Consider the following 19,218-nt stretch of genomic DNA (forward strand, 5'->3'; position numbering starts at 1 on the left):
AAAAAATCTGCAGATCATAATATTGTCCAGACAGGTTCCCAATTATGCCTTATTCCGCCGCAAAGCATAAGCATCGTTTATTCTTCGGGGAAAATAATGGTTCGTTCTTTGCACAGTTTCGGAAAAACTCTTCTGGCTGGTCTTGCTGTCACTGCATTTGCCTCGCCGGTTTTTGCAGCCAATAATGACAAGAGCCAGCGTATTGAGGTTGCTTTCGTGTTGGATACAACGGGTTCGATGGCCGGCCTTATTGACGGAGCAAAAAAGAAGATCTGGTCTATTGCCAATACAATCATCGATGTGAATCCTGATGCCGATATCCGTATGGCACTGGTGGCCTATCGTGATCAGGGCGATGAATATGTCGTTAAATCCTACGATATGAGCGCGGATGTGCAGGGATTGTATGGCAAGCTGATTAAACTTGAAGCAGACGGCGGCGGCGACACACCGGAATCGGTGAATGAAGCGCTGGATGAATCTGTCCGCAAGCTGCAATGGACTAAAAATGATAATACCAGACGGATCATCTTCCTTGTCGGGGATGCGCCGCCACATATGGATTATCCGAACACATGGCAATATCCGCAAATTCTGAAACGTGCGAAAGAAGATAAAATCACCGTCAATACAATTCAGGCCGGTGATGATCCTGATACGACCAAAGTCTGGCGGGAAATTGCCCAGCTCGGGCATGGGCGTTATATAGCCATTCCGCAGGATGGCGGTAATATCACTGTTATGGAAACGCCGTTTGACAACGAAATTATCGTTGTTCAGCAAAATCTCGATAAGACTGTGATTGCCTATGGCAGTACGAAAGTTCAGGCTGAACTCTCCAGCAAAATGGATGCAAAAGCTGCGGCTCCTGCGGCTGTAAAGGTTGATAATTCACGCTATTACTCCAAAAAAGGCGGCGCTAAAGAGGTTATAACCGGCGGCGGCGATCTTGTTGCGGATGTGCAAAACGGCAAGCAAAAGCTGGATGCCGTGAAGGATGAGGAATTGCCGGAAAATATGCGTGGCAAATCCGGTCAGGAAAAACAGGCAATTCTTGATCGCAATGCACAGGAACGCACGAAACTTGAAGGGGAAATGGCAGGCCTCATCAGCAAGCGTGATGATTATATAGCAAAGAAAACAGCTGAGCTGAGCAAAGACAGCGGCGGAGATTCATTCGATACTGTTGTTAAGGAAACTCTGGTTGAGCAGCTAAAATAATCCGGCCACTCTAATTCAGGCGCTCTGTTCATGGCGGGCAGGGTGCCTGATAGTGTAAGGTACTTTATAAATATATAAGCGGTGAAAGCCCCAGAAGCAGACCAAAAACGGCAACACTGCTTCGCCAGTAGAACACGCCCCACAGACCGGAAATCAAAGCGATTGGTGCCGTAAAAATGCAATATATGATGGCATAGCCGTCATTTCCCGCGCCCCAAAAGATCAGATAATAGAATATCAAGGCTGTCAGTGCGCCGAAAATCACAGATATGATTGCGGACAGGCACCAGTTCTGTTTGCGGGAAGTTGTTTGCTGGTTCATATGTCGTAAGTAATCCGCTCAATATTCCCGTTACCGGATAATCCGAACAGAACATCCTGAGGGGCTTCAAGTTTCAATGCTTCACTTCTCGGGATATTGCCATAAATACTGCGAATTATCCGGCCGGTCACACCATGCGAAACAATGATTTTGATTTGAGCCTTATGTTCTTCAATGGTGGTAAGCACGTCTTGAACGCGGGCGGACATATCTTCAAAATTTTCGCCGTCAGGAGAGTGAAAGAACCATTCATGGCGTTCCAATCCATCGCGGGCGTTCGGCCATTCCTGCTCTATCTCGTAATCCGTAAGGCCTTCCCATGACCCCATACCAATTTCCATCAGGCGCGGATCGAGTATGATGTCATCATGTTTGCCCAGTTTTTCGGCAATTATTTTTGCAGTGCTGTGTGCACGGCCTAACGGACTGGAAAAGAGAATAATATCATCGGAGGTGATAGTTTTGCGAAGAGTCGCACCTGCGGCAGCAGCCTGACGTAATCCGAGTGCAGTTAGCGGAGAGTCGACTTGTCCCTGCCAGCGTGCGGCAGCGTTAAAGATCGTTTGACCATGGCGAACTAAATAAATCACGCTGCATTGCTCCTGCATCCAAGGCTGTTTTGTTTTCGCAGTGATGAGAATACTCAAAAATAATCCCTCAAACCATCTCTGGCTTGAGGGATTATTTGTAAGAGCATAATTCCTTAAACTTGGATCAGTTTAAGGTAAAATTATGCTCTCATTTTAAAGTGTTAGAGCGGCCTTTGTGTGCCAAGTCTGGCACACGGCGCTCTAGTCGATTATATCACCGGTGACAGGGCCTTCCCAGTTCGGTTTCCAGCCAAGGGCAGGAGCCACATATTTGGCAAAAGATTCCAACATATGCAGGTTATAATCCGGCCCGAGCTGGTTCGGAATTGTCAGCATAAGAGTGTCTGCCAACGCAATGGCGCGATCATTCTTCAGCTCCTCAATCAACCTGTCCGGTTCGGCAGCATAGGTACGGCCGAATGTTGAGCGGAAACCGTCAATCATACCTACCCCGTCATATCTTTCAGATGCATTGCCAAAATAAGCGGCATCCTGTTCGTTCACGATCGGAAAGATGCTGCGACTGACTGAAACGCGCGGAGCGCCGGTATGGCCAGCTTCACGATAAGCTTCACGGAAACGAACAATCTGTTCGGCCTGAAGCTCGTCAAAAGGCATTCCTGCATCTTCTGTCAACAAGGTGGACGACATCATGTTCAGACCTTGTTGTCCTGTCCATTCAGCACTTTCACGGGTAGCAGAACCCCACCAGATGTGATCGCGCAATGTGGAGGAACGCGGTTCAATCGGCATCATCTGACCGCCGGTCATACTGCGTTCGCCCGGTGCCAGTCGTTCACCGTCAATTGAGCGCATAAACAAATCGAATTTGGTGCGTGCAATATCAGCGCCGCGCGGATCGGTTGAGCCGGTATAGCCAAAGGTTTCGTAACCGCGCACCACTGTTTCCGGTGAGCCGCGACTGATCCCCAGTGCAATACGTCCGTCAGCAAGAATATCGAGAGCCGCAGCTTCTTCAGCCAGATATAGCGGGTTCTCATAGCGCATATCGATAACACCGGTACCGACTTCGATATGTTTTGTTTTTGCTGCAATCGTTGCCAGCAATGGCATTGGCGATGCCTGCTGACGCGCAAAGTGATGCACGCGGAAATAAGCGCCGTTTACACCAAGTTCGTCTGCGCCAACGCCGATATCGACGGCCTGTTTCAGCATGTCGCTGGCTGTCCGCGCCTGCGAACCCTGTGCATTCACATAATGACCAAAACTTAAAAAACCAAAGGCTCTCATAGAGATACTCCTGCCGCTCAAGCGGTTTCAATAGCAATTGGTCTTGATATAGTATGCGGAAGGAGACAGACAAAGCTCACAAATAGGACACTGTGTTCATCATGTGACCTATAGTGAGACGTGTTTAACAGAATACGTCCAACGTAATTCAAAGCAGCTCAAAACAAGGAGCGTGACATATGCTAACTATTTAATTTTTATAGATTTTTAATAAAGGTGGTGCGGACGGCGGGACTTGAACCCGCAAGCTCTAAGAGCGGCAGATTTTAAGTCTGCTGAGTTTACCGATTTCTCCACGTCCGCAGTGCAAGATGTTTTATGCACCTGAAACCTGCCTTTTGATCCGTGATTTGCTTGCGGAAGTCAAGGCGCAGATTGTGTACTGAGTGAAAAATCTGCCGGAATATCACTCGGCATAAATATATTTTGCAAAAATCAATGTTGATTGAAATCAGTAATTTAGTCTTGTGTAACTCATGTCACATAAGAGAGGCAGCGGCCGGTATAGTCCGGCCGCAGCAAGATACTCTTAAACTGAACGCGTAATGCCGCCGTCAACGCGGATATTCTGGCCGGTAATGTACCCCGCGCCATCAGACGCCAGAAATGCGATGGTTTCAGCAATTTCCTGCTCAGTGCCGTAACGCTGCATTGGTATGCGGTCTTTGAACTCCTGTTTCTCCGGCAGACTGTCGATAAAGCCCGGCAGTATATTGTTCATACGGATATTCTCGACAGCATATTTGTCGGCAAACAGTTTGGTGTAGGAGGCGAGTCCGGCACGAAACACACTGGAGACCGGAAAAGCCGGATCTGGCTCAAAAGCTGCAAAAGTCGAGATATTGATGATTGAACCGCTTTTCTGTGCCTGCATAATTGGTGTGACGAGGCGTACAGAGCGCACCACATTCATGAAATAAACATCCATGCCGCGATGCCAGTCTTCATCTGAAAAATCCAGCAGACCGCCACGCGGCCCATGACCGGCACTGTTCACTAAGACGTCGATACGTCCCCATTTCTGATGCGCGCTATCTACGAGCTTTTGCAGATCATCATTGGACTGGTTGCTGCCGGTGACACCAATACCGTCATAGGTCTTTGCCAGCGCTTCACCTTTGCCTGATGAGGATAAAACTGCAATCTTATAGCCGTTGTCCGCCAGTTTGCGTGCGGCGGCGGCGCCCATGCCTGATCCGCCAGCCGTAATAATCGCTACTTTTCCGTCCATATTCTATCGCTCCCGATTTGAATTTTTCTGAAGCTGCCATGAAAATGCTTTTGCTGTAAAGTATTATATAGTCAGTGTTATAATAATTATTGCGCCGTTTGAATGATGCGGCTTAGCTGTGTAATCCGATGAGATAATTGCTTAAACAATCAAAACAAACTGGTAATTTCCGGCTAAACTTGGCAAAACTGATTTTTGCCTGCGCCGGATATATTTATGACCGGTCATGCCATGGAGGCTATCTTGTCATCATCAGATCTTAAAAAGTCAAAAACTGAAATCAAATCATGGGCGGCATCTGCGCCTGTTCTGGTTGATGTTGCCATGGGGCGCAAGCCAGCTGATATGGTGGTGCGTAATGGTCGTCTGGTCAGCGTTTATTCGGGCGAAATTGTTGCTGGCATTGATATCGCTATTGTTGAAGGGCGTTTTGCCTATGTTGGTCATGATGCAACCCATTGCATCGGTGCGACAACCAAGGTTGTGGATGCCGAAGGCCGCTATCTGGTGCCGGGTCTGTGCGATGCGCATATGCATGTCGAAAGCGGCATGGTGACAGTCACAGAGTTTACCCGTGCGGTTGTTCCGCATGGCACAACCTCTATGTTTATTGATCCACATGAAATCGCCAATGTGCTGGGGCTTGAGGGCGTGCGGCTGATGCATGACGAGGCTATGGCCATGCCGGTCAATGTCTATGTGCAGATGCCGAGCTGCGTGCCTTCTGCACCGGGGCTGGAAAATGGCGGCGCGGAAATCGGTGCAGCAGAAGTGCTGGAAGCCATGAGCTGGCCGAATATTATCGGCCTTGGTGAAGTGATGAATTTCCCCGGTGTTGCCAATAATGACCCGACCATGCGCGGCGTGATTGATGCCACAATGAATGCCGGTAAGACGGTTGGCGGGCATTATGCTTCGCCTGATCTTGGTCGCGCTTTCCACGGCTATGTTGCCGGTGGCCCCGAAGACGACCATGAAGGCACACGCGTTGAGGATGCCATTGCTCGTGTGCGTCAGGGTATGCGCGCAATGCTGCGCCTCGGTTCTGCATGGTTCGATGTGGCAACACAGGTCAAAGCCATTACCGAGCAGGGGCTGGATTCCCGTAATTTTATCCTCTGCACTGACGACAGCCATTCCGGCACTCTGGTGCATGATGGTCATATGGATCGTGTTGTGCGCCATGCAATTGCGCAAGGGCTAAAACCTGTCACCGCGATCCAGATGGCGACGATTAATACAGCCCAGCATTTTCGCTTAGAGCGTGAAATCGGCTCTATTACACCGGGTCGCCGTGCGGATTTCCTGATCGTGTCTGATCTCTCTGCACTGACAATTGAGCGTGTTTACGGACGCGGTGTGTTGCTGGCTGAGCAGGGTAAACTGGTTGCGGAAATTGCACCTTATAAATATCCGGAAAAAGCGAAGAATACGGTAAAGCTTGGTCGTAAGTTTTCGGCACAAGATTTTGATATTAAAGCACCAAAACCAACGAAGAATGTAACGGCGCGCGTTATCGGTGTTATAGAAAATCAGGCGCCGACACGTGCTTTGGAGGCCGAACTTTCCGTGAGCGACGGCATTGTGCAGATGGATCGCCGTAATGATGTTTGCCAGATTGCTCTGGTGGAACGTCATCGCGGTACTGGTCAGATCACCAATGCTTTCGTATCCGGTTTCGGCTATACGCTGGATTGCGCGCTAGCCTCGACCGTTGCTCATGACAGCCATCACATTATCGCTGTCGGCACCAATAAAGACGATATGGCGACAGCCGTTAATCGTCTGGGTGAAATCGGCGGCGGTGTGGTGCTTTATTCCAAGGGCCGAGAACTGGCTTGTGTGGAAATGCCGATTGCCGGTCTGATGTCTGACGAGCGTGCCGAGATCGTTGCAGCAAAAGCGGACAAGCTGGTGAAAGCTATGGCTGCGATGGGCTGCACGCTGAATAATGCCTATATGCAGCATTCGCTGCTGGCTCTTGTGGTGATACCGGAACTGCGCATTTCCGATATCGGTTTGGTGGATGTGCGTAGCTTCGAGAAAGTTGATTTGTTCCTATGAGTGATTTTATACAATCGGTAAAACAGGCTACACAGCAAATGCGCGGCCTGTTCGGCGAAACACCTTTGCTGCGCAATGATTATTTGTCGCGCAAATATGGTGCGGATATCTGGCTGAAACGCGAAGACCTGACGCCGGTACGCTCCTATAAAATCCGTGGTGCATTTAACTTTATTTCTGCCGCGATTAAAAAAGCCGATCCGAATGCGGTTTTTGTCTGCGCATCTGCGGGCAATCATGCGCAGGGTTTCGCCTATGTCTGCCGCCATTTTGGCCGCAAAGGCGTGGTCTTCATGCCGGTGACAACACCGCAGCAGAAAATCGATAAGACCCGCGCTTTCGGTGCCGAGTTTATCGAAATTCGTCTTGTCGGCGATATTTTTGATCAATGCTATGCTGCCTCGCAGGACTATGCCAAAGCTGAAGGCGGGTTAATGGTGCCGCCATTCGATCATATGGGCATCATCACCGGTCAGGCATCAGTTGCGCAGGAAATTTCCGAGCAATTGCCGGAAGGCAAAATCCCTGATCTGATGATGCTGCCGGTTGGCGGCGGCGGTCTTTCTGCCGGTGTAACGCTTTATGTAAAAGCACTGGGCTGGCCGACAGAGTTTCGCTTTGTCGAGCCGCAAGGCGCACCGAGCCTCAAACTCAGTCTTGAAGCAGGTAAACGTATCAAACTGCAGACCGTCGATAATTTTGTTGACGGTGCGGCTGTTGGTGAGCTGGGCGCAGAGAATTTCAAAATCCTCAAAACCTATCCGGCATCATCCGTTATCAATGTGCCTGAGAACCGTCTTTGCGGCACGATGACGGAAATGCTCAATGTTGAAGGTGTGGTGCTGGAGCCAGCCGGTGCCTTGGCAATTGATGCGCTGAAAGATTTCAAGAAAAGCGAACTCAAAGGCAAAACCATTGTTCTGGTGGTTTCCGGTGGCAATTTCGACTTTGAACGTCTGCCGGACGTAAAAGAACGTGCGCTGCGCTATGAAGGGCTGAAGAAATATTTCATTTTCCGCTTCCCGCAGCGTCCGGGGGCATTGCGCATGTTCCTTGATCTGCTCGGGCCGGAAGATGATATTGCACGTTTCGAATATCTGAAGAAATCGGCACGAAATTTCGGTTCTGTGCTGATCGGCATCGAAACGAAAGACGCGAAGAACTTCGCTATTCTTGATAAGAAGTTCAAGGAAGCGGGCTGGGCCTATCAGGATATTACCGATAATCAGGTTCTGGCTGATTTCATCATCTGATGAAGGTTTAAGCAGTGTCCTATGTTTATTTGCATAGGACACTGCTGTTTATTTCATTTGCTTTTTAACACGAAAGCGCCCATATGCAGGTCAGGCGCTTGGGTCTGATGCGAGATATTGCATTAGGGCTTTCCATGCTGGACTTCGTTGCGTCTTGAAACTTTGCCTCATGAAGAGGTGAAATAATCCGGTCATTCCGTGCCGGATACGGCAGCGCAAGTCGCGTGAGAACATCAATGTTCCGGCGCTTCGTCGTATAAAAATTTGTTTCCGGATTGCCAGCTGCGCATGGTGGTCTGATGATGCGTGTGTCCGGTTCTCCCGACCGGCGGCGCATATCGAAAGCTTATATTTTGACAAATCAAAATGAAACTGACCTGACCGCAGTTGCGGAAATTCAGGATACCAGCGGTTTCGCCGCTAAAACTGAAGATAATGCCGGCTTTGCCGCTTTGGGCATTACCGGTCTTTTGCTGAAAAATCTGGATGCAGCGGGCATGACCTCGCCAAAGCCAATTCAGCAGCAATCCCTGCCAGCCCAACTGAAGGGCAAAGACATTCTGGGTATCGCGCAGACCGGCTCCGGCAAGACTGCGGCCTTTTCCCTGCCGATTATCGAACAGATTCTGGCACTCGGTGATAAGCGTCTGCCAAAGACCTGTCGCGCTCTGATCCTCGCGCCAACCCGCGAACTGGCTGTGCAGATTGAAGAAACCGTTCGTGTACTCACCAAAGGCGCACATCTTTCAACCGCATTGATTTTGGGCGGTGTCTCCCGCGCCTCTCAGGTGCGCAAAATGGTGCCGGGTGTTGATATTCTGGTGGCAACGCCGGGTCGTCTGACCGATCTGGTGCGTGATAAATGTGTTGATCTGTCCGCTACCAAATGGCTGGTGCTGGACGAAGCCGATCGTATGCTGGATATGGGCTTTATCAATGATGTGAAGCGCATTGCCAAGGCAACACGTTCTGACCGTCAGACTGCTTTGTTCTCGGCAACTATGCCTAAGGAAATCGTGGCACTGGCTGAAGGCCTGCTGCGTAATCCGGTGCGTGTTGAAGTTTCGCCGGCCGGTACAACTGCGGCTGAAATTACACAAGTTGTTTATACTGTCCCGACCAAGGATAAGAAAAAAGCGCTGTCCGGCCTTTTGACCAATCCTAAGCTGGAAACCGTTATTGTCTTTACCCGCACCAAACATGGTGCGGATGCGGTAACACGCACGCTGGAAAAAGACGGTTATTCCGTTGCAGCCATTCACGGCAACAAATCGCAGAACGCCCGTCAGCGTGCGCTGAACGGCTTTAAAGACCGTTCTGTGCGTGTGCTGATTGCTACTGATATTGCTGCGCGCGGTATTGACGTTCCGGGCATCAGCCATGTCATCAATTATGACCTGCCGGATGAGCCGGAAAGCTATGTGCACCGTATTGGCCGTACCGGTCGTAATGGTGCCTCCGGTGCAGCGATTACGCTTTATGACGGCGGTACAGAACATGCAAAGCTCAAAGCTGTTGAGCGTGTTATCCGCAATAAGCTGACATTGAAAGACCTGCCGCCGCAGTTTGGTCCTTTGCCTGAGCGCACAGAAAAACCAACCTTCGAGCACGAATGGCCAAAGCCTGATCCGCGCGCCACCGGCAAGCGCAAGACCTCGCGCCCGTATAAAAATCTGGATAAAGCACCACAGCGCACCACTGGTTTTTCCGATGTGCGTGAGCTTTATGATGATGCCGCACCTGCCAAGCCACGTGAAGCAAAACCTGCACAGGGCGAACGTGGCCGTCAGAACCGCAATCATTCCGGTCGCAGCGGACAGGGTTCCGGTTATAATTCCGGTCAGGCCAATAGCGGCAAGCCTGCGAATAAAAAGACCTTCCACCGCAATAAGAAACGTGCGGGTCAGGATTGGAACAGCTAATTTATTGTTTTGTCCTAATTTCTGAATAATACTGAAATAAAACACCGCCGGAACGCTTTCCGGCGGTGTTTTTTATTGTCGGATGCAGACTTACAGGAAAACTGTACCTTGAATAAGCTGTTCAGCAACAATAGGTTCGGCGCAGCAATGCGTATTTCTGCGCAGAATTAAAGGACAAATATAATGGTGCAGTCAGGTGTAACAAATTCTGTGATCGAGGCGATCGGCAACACGCCGCTGATCCGCCTGAGTAAAGCTTCAGAGCTCACCGGCTGCGAGATTTTCGGTAAGGCCGAATTTGCCAATCCGGGACAGTCCGTTAAGGACCGAGCAGCGCTTTACATTATCCGTGATGCAGAAAAACGTGGACTTTTGCGCAAAGGCGGCGTGATTGTGGAAGGAACTGCCGGAAATACCGGTATCGGCCTGACCATGGTGGCCAAGGCACTTGGTTACCGCACTGTCATCGTTATCCCTGAAACACAAAGTCAGGAAAAGAAAGACGCTCTGCGTCTGCTGGGTGCAGAGTTGCTTGAAGTTCCGGCTGTTCCTTACAAGAACCCGAATAATTATGTCCGTCTTTCCGGCCGCTTGGCCGAGCAACTGGCCAAAACCGAGCCGAATGGTGCTATCTGGGCAAACCAGTTTGACAGCCAGATCAACCGTCAGGCGCATATTGAGACAACAGCACCGGAAATCTGGCAACAGACAGAAGGTAAAATTGACGGATTCATTTGTGCGGTCGGTTCCGGTGGCACGCTGGCTGGTGTGGCGGCAGGTCTGCGCGGCTTCAGCAAAGATATCAAAATCGGTCTGGCTGATCCGGAAGGCGCGGCGCTCTATTCCTATTACACCACCGGCGAATTGAAGGCTGAGGGATCCTCCATCACGGAAGGTATCGGGCAGGGACGCATCACCGGTAATCTCGAAGATTTCAAACCGGATTTCGCCTATCAGATCAGTGATGCAGATGCTCTGAAAATCGCTTTTGATCTGGTGCAGGAAGAAGGTCTCTGCCTTGGCGGCTCATCGGCTATAAATATTGCCGGTGCTATCCGAATGGCGAAAGATCTCGGCAAAGGCGCACGGATTGTGACAATTCTGGCTGATTACGGTAACCGTTATCAGTCAAAAATGTATAATCCGGCCTTCCTTGAAGAGCGTGGTCTGCCTGTACCGCAATGGCTTTTGACACGTTCAGACATTGCAGTCCCTTACGAGGCATAAAAACCTGTTCAATACCAGGTCTCTTTGTTGTTATCATAGTTTCAGGAAAAGCGGTTTTACTTTTCCTGAAACTGCTTTAAACCTCTCGCAAAAGACTTTTTCTTAAATGTTTGCATGAGGGTATGATGACACAGAGTCTGGAAACCAATCCGCTTTTCCGCGAAGATGCTTATCTGAAAGCGACACCGGCCAAGGTGATCGGTCTCACGGATGAAGGTGGTATTATTCTCGATCAGACTGTGTTCTATGCCACATCCGGCGGGCAGCCCGGTGACAGTGGTTTGTTGCGCCGTGCTGATGGCAGCATCATTCAGATTGTCACCACTGTTAACGGCGCGACCAAGAATGATTTCATTCATGTACCTGCGGAAGGTGAGACACTGCCACAGCTTGGTGAAGAGCTGATTGCAGAGATCGACTGGGAGCGCCGTTTCAAGCTGATGCAAATGCACACGGCCTGCCATTTGCTTTCCGTGATTTGTCCGTTTCCGGTAACCGGCGCTTCGGTCAATATTGATGACAGCCGCATTGACTTCGATATGCAGGGCAATGACCTGACAAAAGAACAGGTGAGCGAAAAACTGATGGAAATGGTCAATGCCGCATCGCCCGTCACAACAGACTGGATCAGTGATGAAGAACTGGCTGCCAATCCAGATCTGGTAAAATCCAAGAATGTGCGCCCGCCGGTCGGGCAGGGACGTATCCGCTTAGTGCTGATCGGCGACAATGGTTCCGTGGACTCACAGCCATGCGGCGGCACGCATGTGGCCAATACGTCCGAAATCGGTGAGATTCATATCGGCAAGGTTGAGAAAAAAGGCAAAGAGAACCGCCGCTATCGTATCCGTTTTGGTAAGGCTCCGGCATAATATCGCTGCTTTTCCATATCATTATCAGGAAAACAAAGCAGTTGAGTTATCGGGCGTGCATAATGAATTATGCACGTCCTGAAATGAAGATCGGAACCCTATGAGCGATCCTACGGATAACGACCACAAATCGCTCGCTGATGAAGTGAGCGTTAATATTACACGGCTGGAAATGGCTGCACCGTTAAATGTTGCGGTGCCTTTGCCTGCCGGTCTCCGGCTGGCAATCATGCTGGCAGAAAATATGCCCGTGCATCTCTATCGCTATCTTTATGAGGTTATCGGCAAGCCGCATCACTGGATGCTGCGTCGTATGCAGAGTGATGAGACTGTTACCTCGATCATTCAGGCAGAGGAAACACGCATATTGCTGCTCTATGTGGATGGTTGTCCTGCGGGTTTTGCTGAAATGCGGCTCAATCTGCCGGAGAGTGTCGATCTGCTCTATTTCGGGCTGGTGCCGGATTATCAGGGGCGGGGTCTGGCAAAATTCTTCTTTGCCGAAGCTCTCGCCGCTGCATGGTCGCATAATCCGGAAAAATTGCGCCTTGAGACCAATACGCTGGATAGTCCGCGCGCTTTGCAACTCTATCAACGCATGGGCTTTTCGCCGGTCTCTACAGCTGAGGATGTGATCACGCTCTGGAAATAGAGCGTAATCACATCAGAAATTGCGCCGGTCTCTGTTTTCTTCCGTATCTGAAATCAGATGAATTTTCTTGGTGTCCGTTTCACCCGCTTCTGCCGGTTCAAAAACAATGCAGTTCCGGCCCTGATTTTTTGCCTCATAAAGACAATGGTCAGCACGGCTGAAAATCTGCGAATTGCTGTCGCTTTTATGGGCAAGGGCACCACCTGCACTGATTGTCAGCGGCTCAACATGGCTCTGGGACACATAAAACGGTGTATTCTCTATTTCCACACGAATGCGCTCGGCAACGCTGATAGCGGCAGCGCGGCTGGCATTGGGCAGGTAAACGCAAAACTCTTCGCCGCCGACACGGCCAACCAGATCGCCCTTACGGGTTACATTCTGCAAAGCATATGCAATCAGCTTTAAGGCGCGATCACCGACTGTGTGGCCGTATTTATCATTAATATTCTTAAAATGATCCGCATCGATGAGCAGTAAAGCACCTGTCTCCTGACGGGAGCGGACAGTGCGCATCATTTCGAAAAAGGCCTCACGATTATAGAGGTTGGTCATATAATCAATTTTGGAGCGTGCCTGTAATTCATGATGGGCTTTTTCCAGATCAGAAAATGCACGGGATAGCTGTGCGTTACGGTGAAACACCACTGTCATCGCCGGAAAAGCAGTAATCAGAGGCAAAATCAGACTCAGGCTGATACTGAGCGTACCAACCGGCTCATTGCGGATAAGTCCGACAATCATGCTGATCGCCACACAAAGCAGCGCAGCAGCAGCGGAAACAATAAAGGCTTTTATAAGAGCTGATTTCATAGTCTGTTCAAATATCCCTGAGCGTATGCTGTAGTCCGAATATTTTCAGTTAATGACTGGAAATGCTGAATAGAAATTACTGGCCAACCCGATATTCTCCTCCACATAAAGGAATAGTTCCTTCAAACCTATTAAAATCAAGGATTGGCGTAAATTCTTTATAAATAAGAGTTTTTTATTTTAGCAATGCATAAATTTATATTATGCCAATAGCCCTGTCAGCGCCAAAATTATCATGCCAAGTCCGACCAGAGAGAAAGCCCAGATCAGGCTCCGCACATAAGCTATGCCGAAAGCATAAGCGGGGATATAAAAGATACGCCCGATAACATAGATCCATGCACCCGTAACTGTGAGGCTGCTTTCACGGCCGGCAATATGGGCAATAATCACAGCAGCGAGAAACAGGGGCAGAGTTTCATAAAGATTGCGCTGCGCCCGTTGCAGCCGTGCAGTGACAATGCCGACAGGTGGTCCTGCCTCATCGCGCGGTCCGGCATTATAGTCCAGACCCGTCTCGCCATTGCGAAAAAATGCAGGAAGCAAAACCTGAATGACTGCAACAACAAGCATAACAACGGCGAGGTTCAGTTCTGTGCTCAAACTCTTTTTCCTTCATAGAGGGCAGATGTCAGTCCGCAGAATTTCTGACGGTGGTTTATTTCAGGAAAGATCAAAACGGAATTTAATCTGTCCCCAGCGAAATATAAACTTGGTTAACGCCGGAGTGGCTATGGAAATCCGCTGCGGCTGTTTCTTGGTAAATAGCAGCGCTGACAGATTTCTTGCCGTTATCCCATGGCAATAAACCATTGTTAATAAAGCAAGTTAATTAAATGAGGTTCGTTGTTTCGTTAACTGTCAAAAAAGAAAACATCTCCCAAAAGATACATTAAAAATCAAATACCGGACTTAAATATGTAGGCGAAAAACCGGGCGGGCAAGGTTTGTGGATTGCTTTGCGGGAATTATTAAGATTCTATCAATTAATTCTTGCGAACAGTCGCCAAATGTTGTGCATTTTCCGCTCTGAATAAAAGTGGAAATAAAGGTTTTGAAACTGTTTCGTTTTACAAGTAACGGGCTGGCATTGTCTGACTGGTATAAATGACAGGGGAAATGCCGGTTTTGTTGCAGACTGAATGTTGTTGTTTGTGATGGGTTTGAGTAGCGTAATGAAGTCATTTCAGAAACAGCCGCATGGGCCTGTTGCAATGAACAAGAGCGGGGGCCGGATGCTGCATTCTTCTCGGGTGAAACATATTCTTTGTCTTGGCGTGGTAGGATTGCTGGTAACAGCCTGTGCTTCTCCTCAGCCGGAAGCGAAGAAGAAAAAGCGTTCTAAAGAATATTTTGCAGAATCCGTCTATGGCGTAAAAGCCAGTCCGCGTGTAGCCAATGGCAAGAAAATCCCGCGCGGCGGCGGCCGTAATCAGGTCGGCAAGCCTTATAAAGTCAAAGACAAATGGTATAAGCCGAAGGAAGACCCGAATTATGTGAAGGTCGGTCGTGCTTCCTGGTATGGTTCGGCGTTTCATGGCCGTCTGACCGCCAATGGCGAAGTCTATGACATGACCCATCTGACAGCCGCGCATCCGACTATGCCGCTGCCAAGCTATGCCCGCGTCACCAATACCGCCAATGGCAGTTCAGTTATTGTACGCGTGAATGACCGTGGCCCTTATTCCAACGAGCGTATCATTGATATGTCGGAAAAAGCGGCTGAAATGCTGGATTACAAGCATCACGGCACCGCGAATGTTAAAGTCGAATATGTTGGCCGCGCACCTTTGCATGGACAGGATGATGCATTCCTGCTCGCCTCTTACCGTCCGGCAGGCGGTGACAATATTGGCCAGCCTGCAACAGGTGTGATGATGGCCATGAACGGCCCGACACCGACATCTGCGCCAAACCGGGCAGAACAAGGTGCTGCCAGCGCATTTGACCAGATTTCCACGCAACCGGAATTGCCTTTCGGATATGCTGACGGTGCTGCACCTGCGCTTCCGAGCGTTATCCCTGTGCCGCTGGATAAGCCATATGGTCTCTATGCTTCCGCACAGAATGATATTCTGGTCAGTGCCTATGCCGGAAATCGCATCGCTCAGGCCAATGAGGCTGTTTATTCCAAAGTGCTGATGCCGGATTCAGCCTCTGCCGAATGGCGCAATGCGCAGGCCGCAAAATATCTGCAGGCCGGTACAGAGCAGGGTGAGTTTGTTGATCTCGGTACTTTCAGCAGCAAGGATGAGGCAGACCGTATAGCCTCAGCGCTTAAAAATATCGGAACAATCAGCAGCAGCATGACCCCGCAGGCTCAGGGCGACTTGTACAGCCTGACTGCAAAATCGCGCAGCGGCAATAATGACGCGTTATTACAGGCAGCATGGGCTGCCGGTGCAAGTGATGCCTTTGTGGTGCGTGCCGAGTAAATCTTCTGTAATCTCATACGTCTTGTTTAAACGCCCGGCTTTGCCGGACGTTTTTGTTTCAGCTTCATTGATCGTCAATCATCGTGAACTATTTTTGAGTCTGTTACAGAGAGAAATCACAACCGGAGAACAAGGTGGCCTGCTTTACCGGCACATACGAAAAGACAAAATTTGCAGGAAAGCTGCATTTTGCTGCTGTGCTGATAATGAGCCAGTTTATACTATCTCATGCGCAAAGTGCCGAGCCGCCATTTGCGGTGAAGTCCGAACAGGTTTTGCTGTTCGATTCCGATACAGGCAGCGTATTATTCGCCCGCAAAGCCGATGCACCGTTTCCGCCGGCCTCTTTGGCGAAGCTGATGACTGCGGAAGTTGCATTTCATGCGCTGACAACCGGAAAATTGCAGCCGGAAGCCAGTTTTACAGTCAGTGAACATGCGTGGCGCACCGGTGGTGCACCTTCGGGTACGGCAACAATGTTTGCCAAAATCAAATCACAGCTGACAGTCAATGACCTGATACAGGGCATTACAGTGCAATCGGCCAATGACGGTGCGATTGTACTGGCGGAGGGTATGAGCGGTAGTGAGCAGGCTTTCACCGTGCTAATGAATCAACGGGCGCAGGAGCTGGGGTTAAAAAACTCCGTTTTTGCGAACCCGACCGGTTTACCGCTGGATGGTGCTACCCAAAAAGTAACGCTGGGCGATATGGTGAAACTCGCACAGCATCTGCATAAAACCTATCCGCAATATTATCCGCTTTATGCGCAGGAAAGCTTTACGTGGAATAATATTATGCAGCGCAATCGTAATCCTTTGCTGCGGTTAAATCTGGGTGCTGATGGTCTGGCCATGGGGGGCACCAAGGATTCCGGCTTTTCTTTTGTCGCATCCGCTGAAACCGGCGGACGACGCATATTTATCGGGCTGAACGGAGCCAAAACCATTCAGGACAGAACCGAAGATGCTGAAAAGCTGATCCGCTGGGCAATGAATGATTTCGTTAAACTGCCGGTTTTTACTGCGGGTACAGAAGTGGCTCAAGGCTCGCTCTATGGCGGAACGCAAGGATCAGTCGGGCTTGTGGTTCATGATGCGGTTTCCGTGCTTGTCCCTGTTCAGGACAAAGGAAAACTGCGTTCGCAAGTGATTTATCAGGGACCGGTATCGGCACCGGTCTCCAAGGGACAGGAAATCGGACGGATTCAGGTGTTGCGGGATAAGGAAATATTGCTCGAACGCCCGGTCTTTGCAGCGCAGGATGTGAGTGAGGGAACTTTGCGCAATAAGTCGATGGATGCGCTCTATGAGCTGGCGACAGGCTGGATACGTCGTTTGCTGAAATAAGACTGCTTGTTTCCTTTGTCAGTTTTATTTGACAAAGCTATGCCTATCCCTCATTAAACTTACATTATTAGAGCGCCGTGCGCCCGATTGGGCGCACAAAGGTCGCTCTAACACTTTAAAATTAGAGCATAATTTCTTAAAATGATTCAAATTTAAGAAATTATGCTCTAACGGTGTACAGCTTAGGATAATCAGAGCTTTGTCAGGATTGCTGATCACATTTGAAGGCGGAGAAGGCGCGGGGAAATCCACGCAGATTCTTGCTTTGGCTGATCATCTGCGCGCTCAGGGCTTTGAGGTTGTGGTCACGCGTGAACCGGGCGGCTCAGCTGGTGCAGAGGCTGTGCGTCATGTCATTCTGAGTGGTGCCGCAGAAACCTATGGCCCTGCCATGGAAGCACTGTTATTCGCCGCCGCCCGCAGCGACCATATTGACCAAAAAATCCGTCCTGCGATTGAAGCCGGACAGATTGTGCTCTGCGATCGTTTTATCGATTCAAGCCGTGTTTATCAGGGCATCAGCGGCAATCTTAATCCGCAATTCATGCGCTCGGTTGAGCGTATTGCCATTGACGGCACCATGCCTGACCTGACTTTCATTCTCGATATTCCGGCAGATAAAGGTTTGGCTCGCGCAGGCTTGCGTCGTGGCAATGAAGTGGCAGATCGTTTTGAAAAAGAAACCATTGCCACCCACGAAGCGCGTCGTCAGGCATTTCTGGCTATCGCCGCCGAAGAGCCGCAACGCTGCAAGGTAATTAATGCGGACCGCTCGGTGAATGAGATTAGCGCTGAAATAGCAGCACTCACCGATACAGTTCTGAGCCCGCAAGAGGTGTCTGCCCATGGCTGAACAGGCGCCAAACAGCACTTATGATGCGATTGACGGGGTTTCGGCACCCAATGAAACCAGCTTCCTGACAGCCCATGAGGAAGTACGCACATTTCTCGCGCAGGCCTATCAGGAAGGGCGCATGCATCATGCGCTGCTGTTTGAAGGTTTGCAGGGTATAGGCAAAGCGACAACCGGATTTCATCTGGCCGGACATATGCTGAAATATCCCGACAGTGCATCAGCACCTCAGCAGCTGAACACGCCTGATCTGAATGCAGCACCTTACCGCCAGATGTCGCAAGGTATGCATCCTGCGCTGTTGCATATTACGCGGCCATTTGATGCTAAAACCGGTAAGTACCGCACAGCAATTACCGTTGAGGAAATTCGCCGTATCACGCATTTTCTGAGCCGTACTTCCGGTGACGGCGCATGGCGCATCGTTATTATCGATCCTGCGGATGATATGAACCGTAATGCTGCCAATGCTTTGCTGAAAACTCTGGAAGAACCACCTGCACGGGCGCTGTTTATTCTGATTTCGCATTCATCCGGCCGTCTGCTGCCGACGATCCGCTCGCGCTGCCAGTCACTGGCTTTCAAGCCGCTGAATGATAATGAGCTGAAGCGCGCGCTGGAAGTTGCAGGCAGAGATGTCGGCATTGATGTACAGGATCAAGCTTATTTCTCTGCACTCAGTGCGCGTGCTGAAGGTTCTGTGCGCAAAGCTTTGTTGCTGGTGGCGCATGGCGGACTGGAAATCACCGATACGGTTGACGCTGTGCTGAGCGGCACTCATTTTGATTTGCCAAAGGCGCAGGCGCTTGCCTCTGTGCTTGGCGGCCGCGAAGCCGATGTGCAGAACCAGCTTTTCCTTGAATATTTGCTGGATAAAGCTGCCGCGCAGGCATTTGGTCTTGCTGAGCAAGGGCAGGCGGTGCAAGCCAGCCAATGGTCGCAATTCTGGGATGATCTGCGTCGCGAGGCGATGGAAACGGAAAGCTATAATCTCGACCGCAAACAGGCAGCACTGATTATGATGGAAAAGATGCATCGCGCTATGCGCAGCGGCATGCCGGTCTGAGGCTTGAGACCGGCTGATGCCGCCGAGCGAGCCGGTCACTGTGAAAGGGCTGAGATGCGCCAGTCACAGGATCAAAAACTGCATAAACAAGCATGAG

The 19,218-nt window shown here is 50.1% G+C and carries 17 protein-coding genes and 1 tRNA gene; 11 read left to right on the forward strand and 7 right to left on the reverse strand.

Annotated elements, in window-relative coordinates:
- Positions 1–96: 96 nt before the first annotated feature.
- The gene (locus tag HBA93_RS05480; RefSeq protein ID WP_221722586.1) at positions 97–1,221 is read left to right on the forward strand and encodes a vWA domain-containing protein; all 1,125 of its coding nucleotides are present in this window, start codon (positions 97–99) and stop codon (positions 1,219–1,221) included.
- Between the two features lie 64 nt (positions 1,222–1,285).
- Here the strand turns inward: HBA93_RS05480 and HBA93_RS05485 are convergent, their stop codons facing one another.
- The 5 genes from HBA93_RS05485 to HBA93_RS05505 all read right to left on the reverse strand — a co-directional run bounded on the left by HBA93_RS05485 (position 1,286) and on the right by HBA93_RS05505 (position 4,615).
- Positions 1,286–1,543: a hypothetical protein gene (locus HBA93_RS05485; RefSeq protein WP_221722587.1), complete on the reverse strand. Its 258-nt coding sequence runs from the start codon at positions 1,541–1,543 to the stop codon at positions 1,286–1,288.
- Positions 1,540–2,190: a histidine phosphatase family protein gene (locus HBA93_RS05490; RefSeq protein WP_286201762.1), complete on the reverse strand. Its 651-nt coding sequence runs from the start codon at positions 2,188–2,190 to the stop codon at positions 1,540–1,542. Before HBA93_RS05490 ends, HBA93_RS05485 begins: the two co-directional genes overlap by 4 nt.
- Before the next feature lie 144 nt (positions 2,191–2,334).
- On the reverse strand, positions 2,335–3,384 hold the full coding sequence (locus HBA93_RS05495; protein WP_121992539.1) for an LLM class flavin-dependent oxidoreductase: 1,050 nt from the start codon (positions 3,382–3,384) through the stop codon (positions 2,335–2,337).
- 217 nt (positions 3,385–3,601) lie between these two features.
- Positions 3,602–3,687: transfer RNA gene (locus HBA93_RS05500), tRNA-Leu, on the reverse strand.
- 226 nt (positions 3,688–3,913) lie between these two features.
- A complete protein-coding gene (locus tag HBA93_RS05505) occupies positions 3,914–4,615 on the reverse strand; it encodes an SDR family oxidoreductase (protein ID WP_221722588.1) in 702 nt (233 codons plus the stop codon).
- Positions 4,616–4,939: 324 nt separating this feature from the next.
- Here HBA93_RS05505 and ade point away from each other — a divergent pair, with 324 nt between their 5' ends.
- The 6 genes from ade (at position 4,940) to HBA93_RS05535 (ending at position 12,605) form a co-directional block, all read left to right on the forward strand.
- Positions 4,940–6,679 (forward strand): adenine deaminase, encoded by a 1,740-nt coding sequence (ade, locus tag HBA93_RS05510; RefSeq protein WP_286201774.1) that lies wholly within the window; start codon positions 4,940–4,942, stop codon positions 6,677–6,679.
- Positions 6,676–7,932 carry a threonine ammonia-lyase IlvA gene (gene ilvA, locus HBA93_RS05515; protein WP_121992537.1) on the forward strand — a complete coding sequence of 419 codons (1,257 nt, stop codon included), beginning with the start codon at positions 6,676–6,678 and terminating at the stop codon, positions 7,930–7,932. Before ade ends, ilvA begins: the two co-directional genes overlap by 4 nt.
- 377 nt (positions 7,933–8,309) lie before the next feature.
- Positions 8,310–9,854, forward strand: a complete 1,545-nt coding sequence (locus HBA93_RS05520; protein WP_502910049.1) for a DEAD/DEAH box helicase — start codon at positions 8,310–8,312, stop codon at positions 9,852–9,854.
- Positions 9,855–10,037: 183 nt separating this feature from the next.
- Positions 10,038–11,081: a cysteine synthase A gene (locus HBA93_RS05525; RefSeq protein ID WP_221722590.1), complete on the forward strand. Its 1,044-nt coding sequence runs from the start codon at positions 10,038–10,040 to the stop codon at positions 11,079–11,081.
- A gap of 125 nt (positions 11,082–11,206) precedes the next feature.
- The gene (locus HBA93_RS05530; protein ID WP_221722653.1) at positions 11,207–11,953 is read left to right on the forward strand and encodes an alanyl-tRNA editing protein; all 747 of its coding nucleotides are present in this window, start codon (positions 11,207–11,209) and stop codon (positions 11,951–11,953) included.
- A 100-nt stretch (positions 11,954–12,053) separates the two neighbouring features.
- The gene (locus HBA93_RS05535) at positions 12,054–12,605 is read left to right on the forward strand and encodes a GNAT family N-acetyltransferase (RefSeq protein WP_221722591.1); all 552 of its coding nucleotides are present in this window, start codon (positions 12,054–12,056) and stop codon (positions 12,603–12,605) included.
- Between the two features lie 12 nt (positions 12,606–12,617).
- Here the strand turns inward: HBA93_RS05535 and HBA93_RS05540 are convergent, their stop codons facing one another.
- Both HBA93_RS05540 and HBA93_RS05545 read right to left on the reverse strand, forming a co-directional pair.
- Positions 12,618–13,418 (reverse strand): GGDEF domain-containing protein, encoded by an 801-nt coding sequence (locus HBA93_RS05540; RefSeq protein WP_121992532.1) that lies wholly within the window; start codon positions 13,416–13,418, stop codon positions 12,618–12,620.
- A gap of 201 nt (positions 13,419–13,619) precedes the next feature.
- Complete coding sequence (locus HBA93_RS05545; RefSeq protein ID WP_221722592.1) at positions 13,620–14,021, reverse strand: MAPEG family protein; 402 nt, start codon at positions 14,019–14,021, stop codon at positions 13,620–13,622.
- 632 nt (positions 14,022–14,653) lie between these two features.
- Between HBA93_RS05545 and HBA93_RS05550 the strand changes: the two genes are divergently transcribed.
- From HBA93_RS05550 to HBA93_RS05565, 4 genes are all read left to right on the forward strand, one after another.
- On the forward strand, positions 14,654–15,853 hold the full coding sequence (locus HBA93_RS05550; protein ID WP_286201763.1) for a septal ring lytic transglycosylase RlpA family protein: 1,200 nt from the start codon (positions 14,654–14,656) through the stop codon (positions 15,851–15,853).
- Positions 15,854–16,059: 206 nt separating this feature from the next.
- A complete protein-coding gene (locus HBA93_RS05555; RefSeq protein WP_221722594.1) occupies positions 16,060–17,202 on the forward strand; it encodes a D-alanyl-D-alanine carboxypeptidase family protein in 1,143 nt (380 codons plus the stop codon).
- Positions 17,203–17,401: 199 nt separating this feature from the next.
- On the forward strand, positions 17,402–18,055 hold the full coding sequence (gene tmk / locus HBA93_RS05560; protein ID WP_221722595.1) for a dTMP kinase: 654 nt from the start codon (positions 17,402–17,404) through the stop codon (positions 18,053–18,055).
- Positions 18,048–19,121 carry a DNA polymerase III subunit delta' gene (locus tag HBA93_RS05565; protein ID WP_221722596.1) on the forward strand — a complete coding sequence of 358 codons (1,074 nt, stop codon included), beginning with the start codon at positions 18,048–18,050 and terminating at the stop codon, positions 19,119–19,121. The genes tmk and HBA93_RS05565 overlap by 8 nt, the downstream gene beginning before the upstream one ends.
- Positions 19,122–19,218: the final 97 nt, after the last annotated feature.

The organism is Ochrobactrum sp. SFR4 (genome assembly GCF_019730395.1).
In the GTDB taxonomy this organism is placed as follows: Bacteria; Pseudomonadota; Alphaproteobacteria; order Rhizobiales; family Rhizobiaceae; genus Pseudochrobactrum.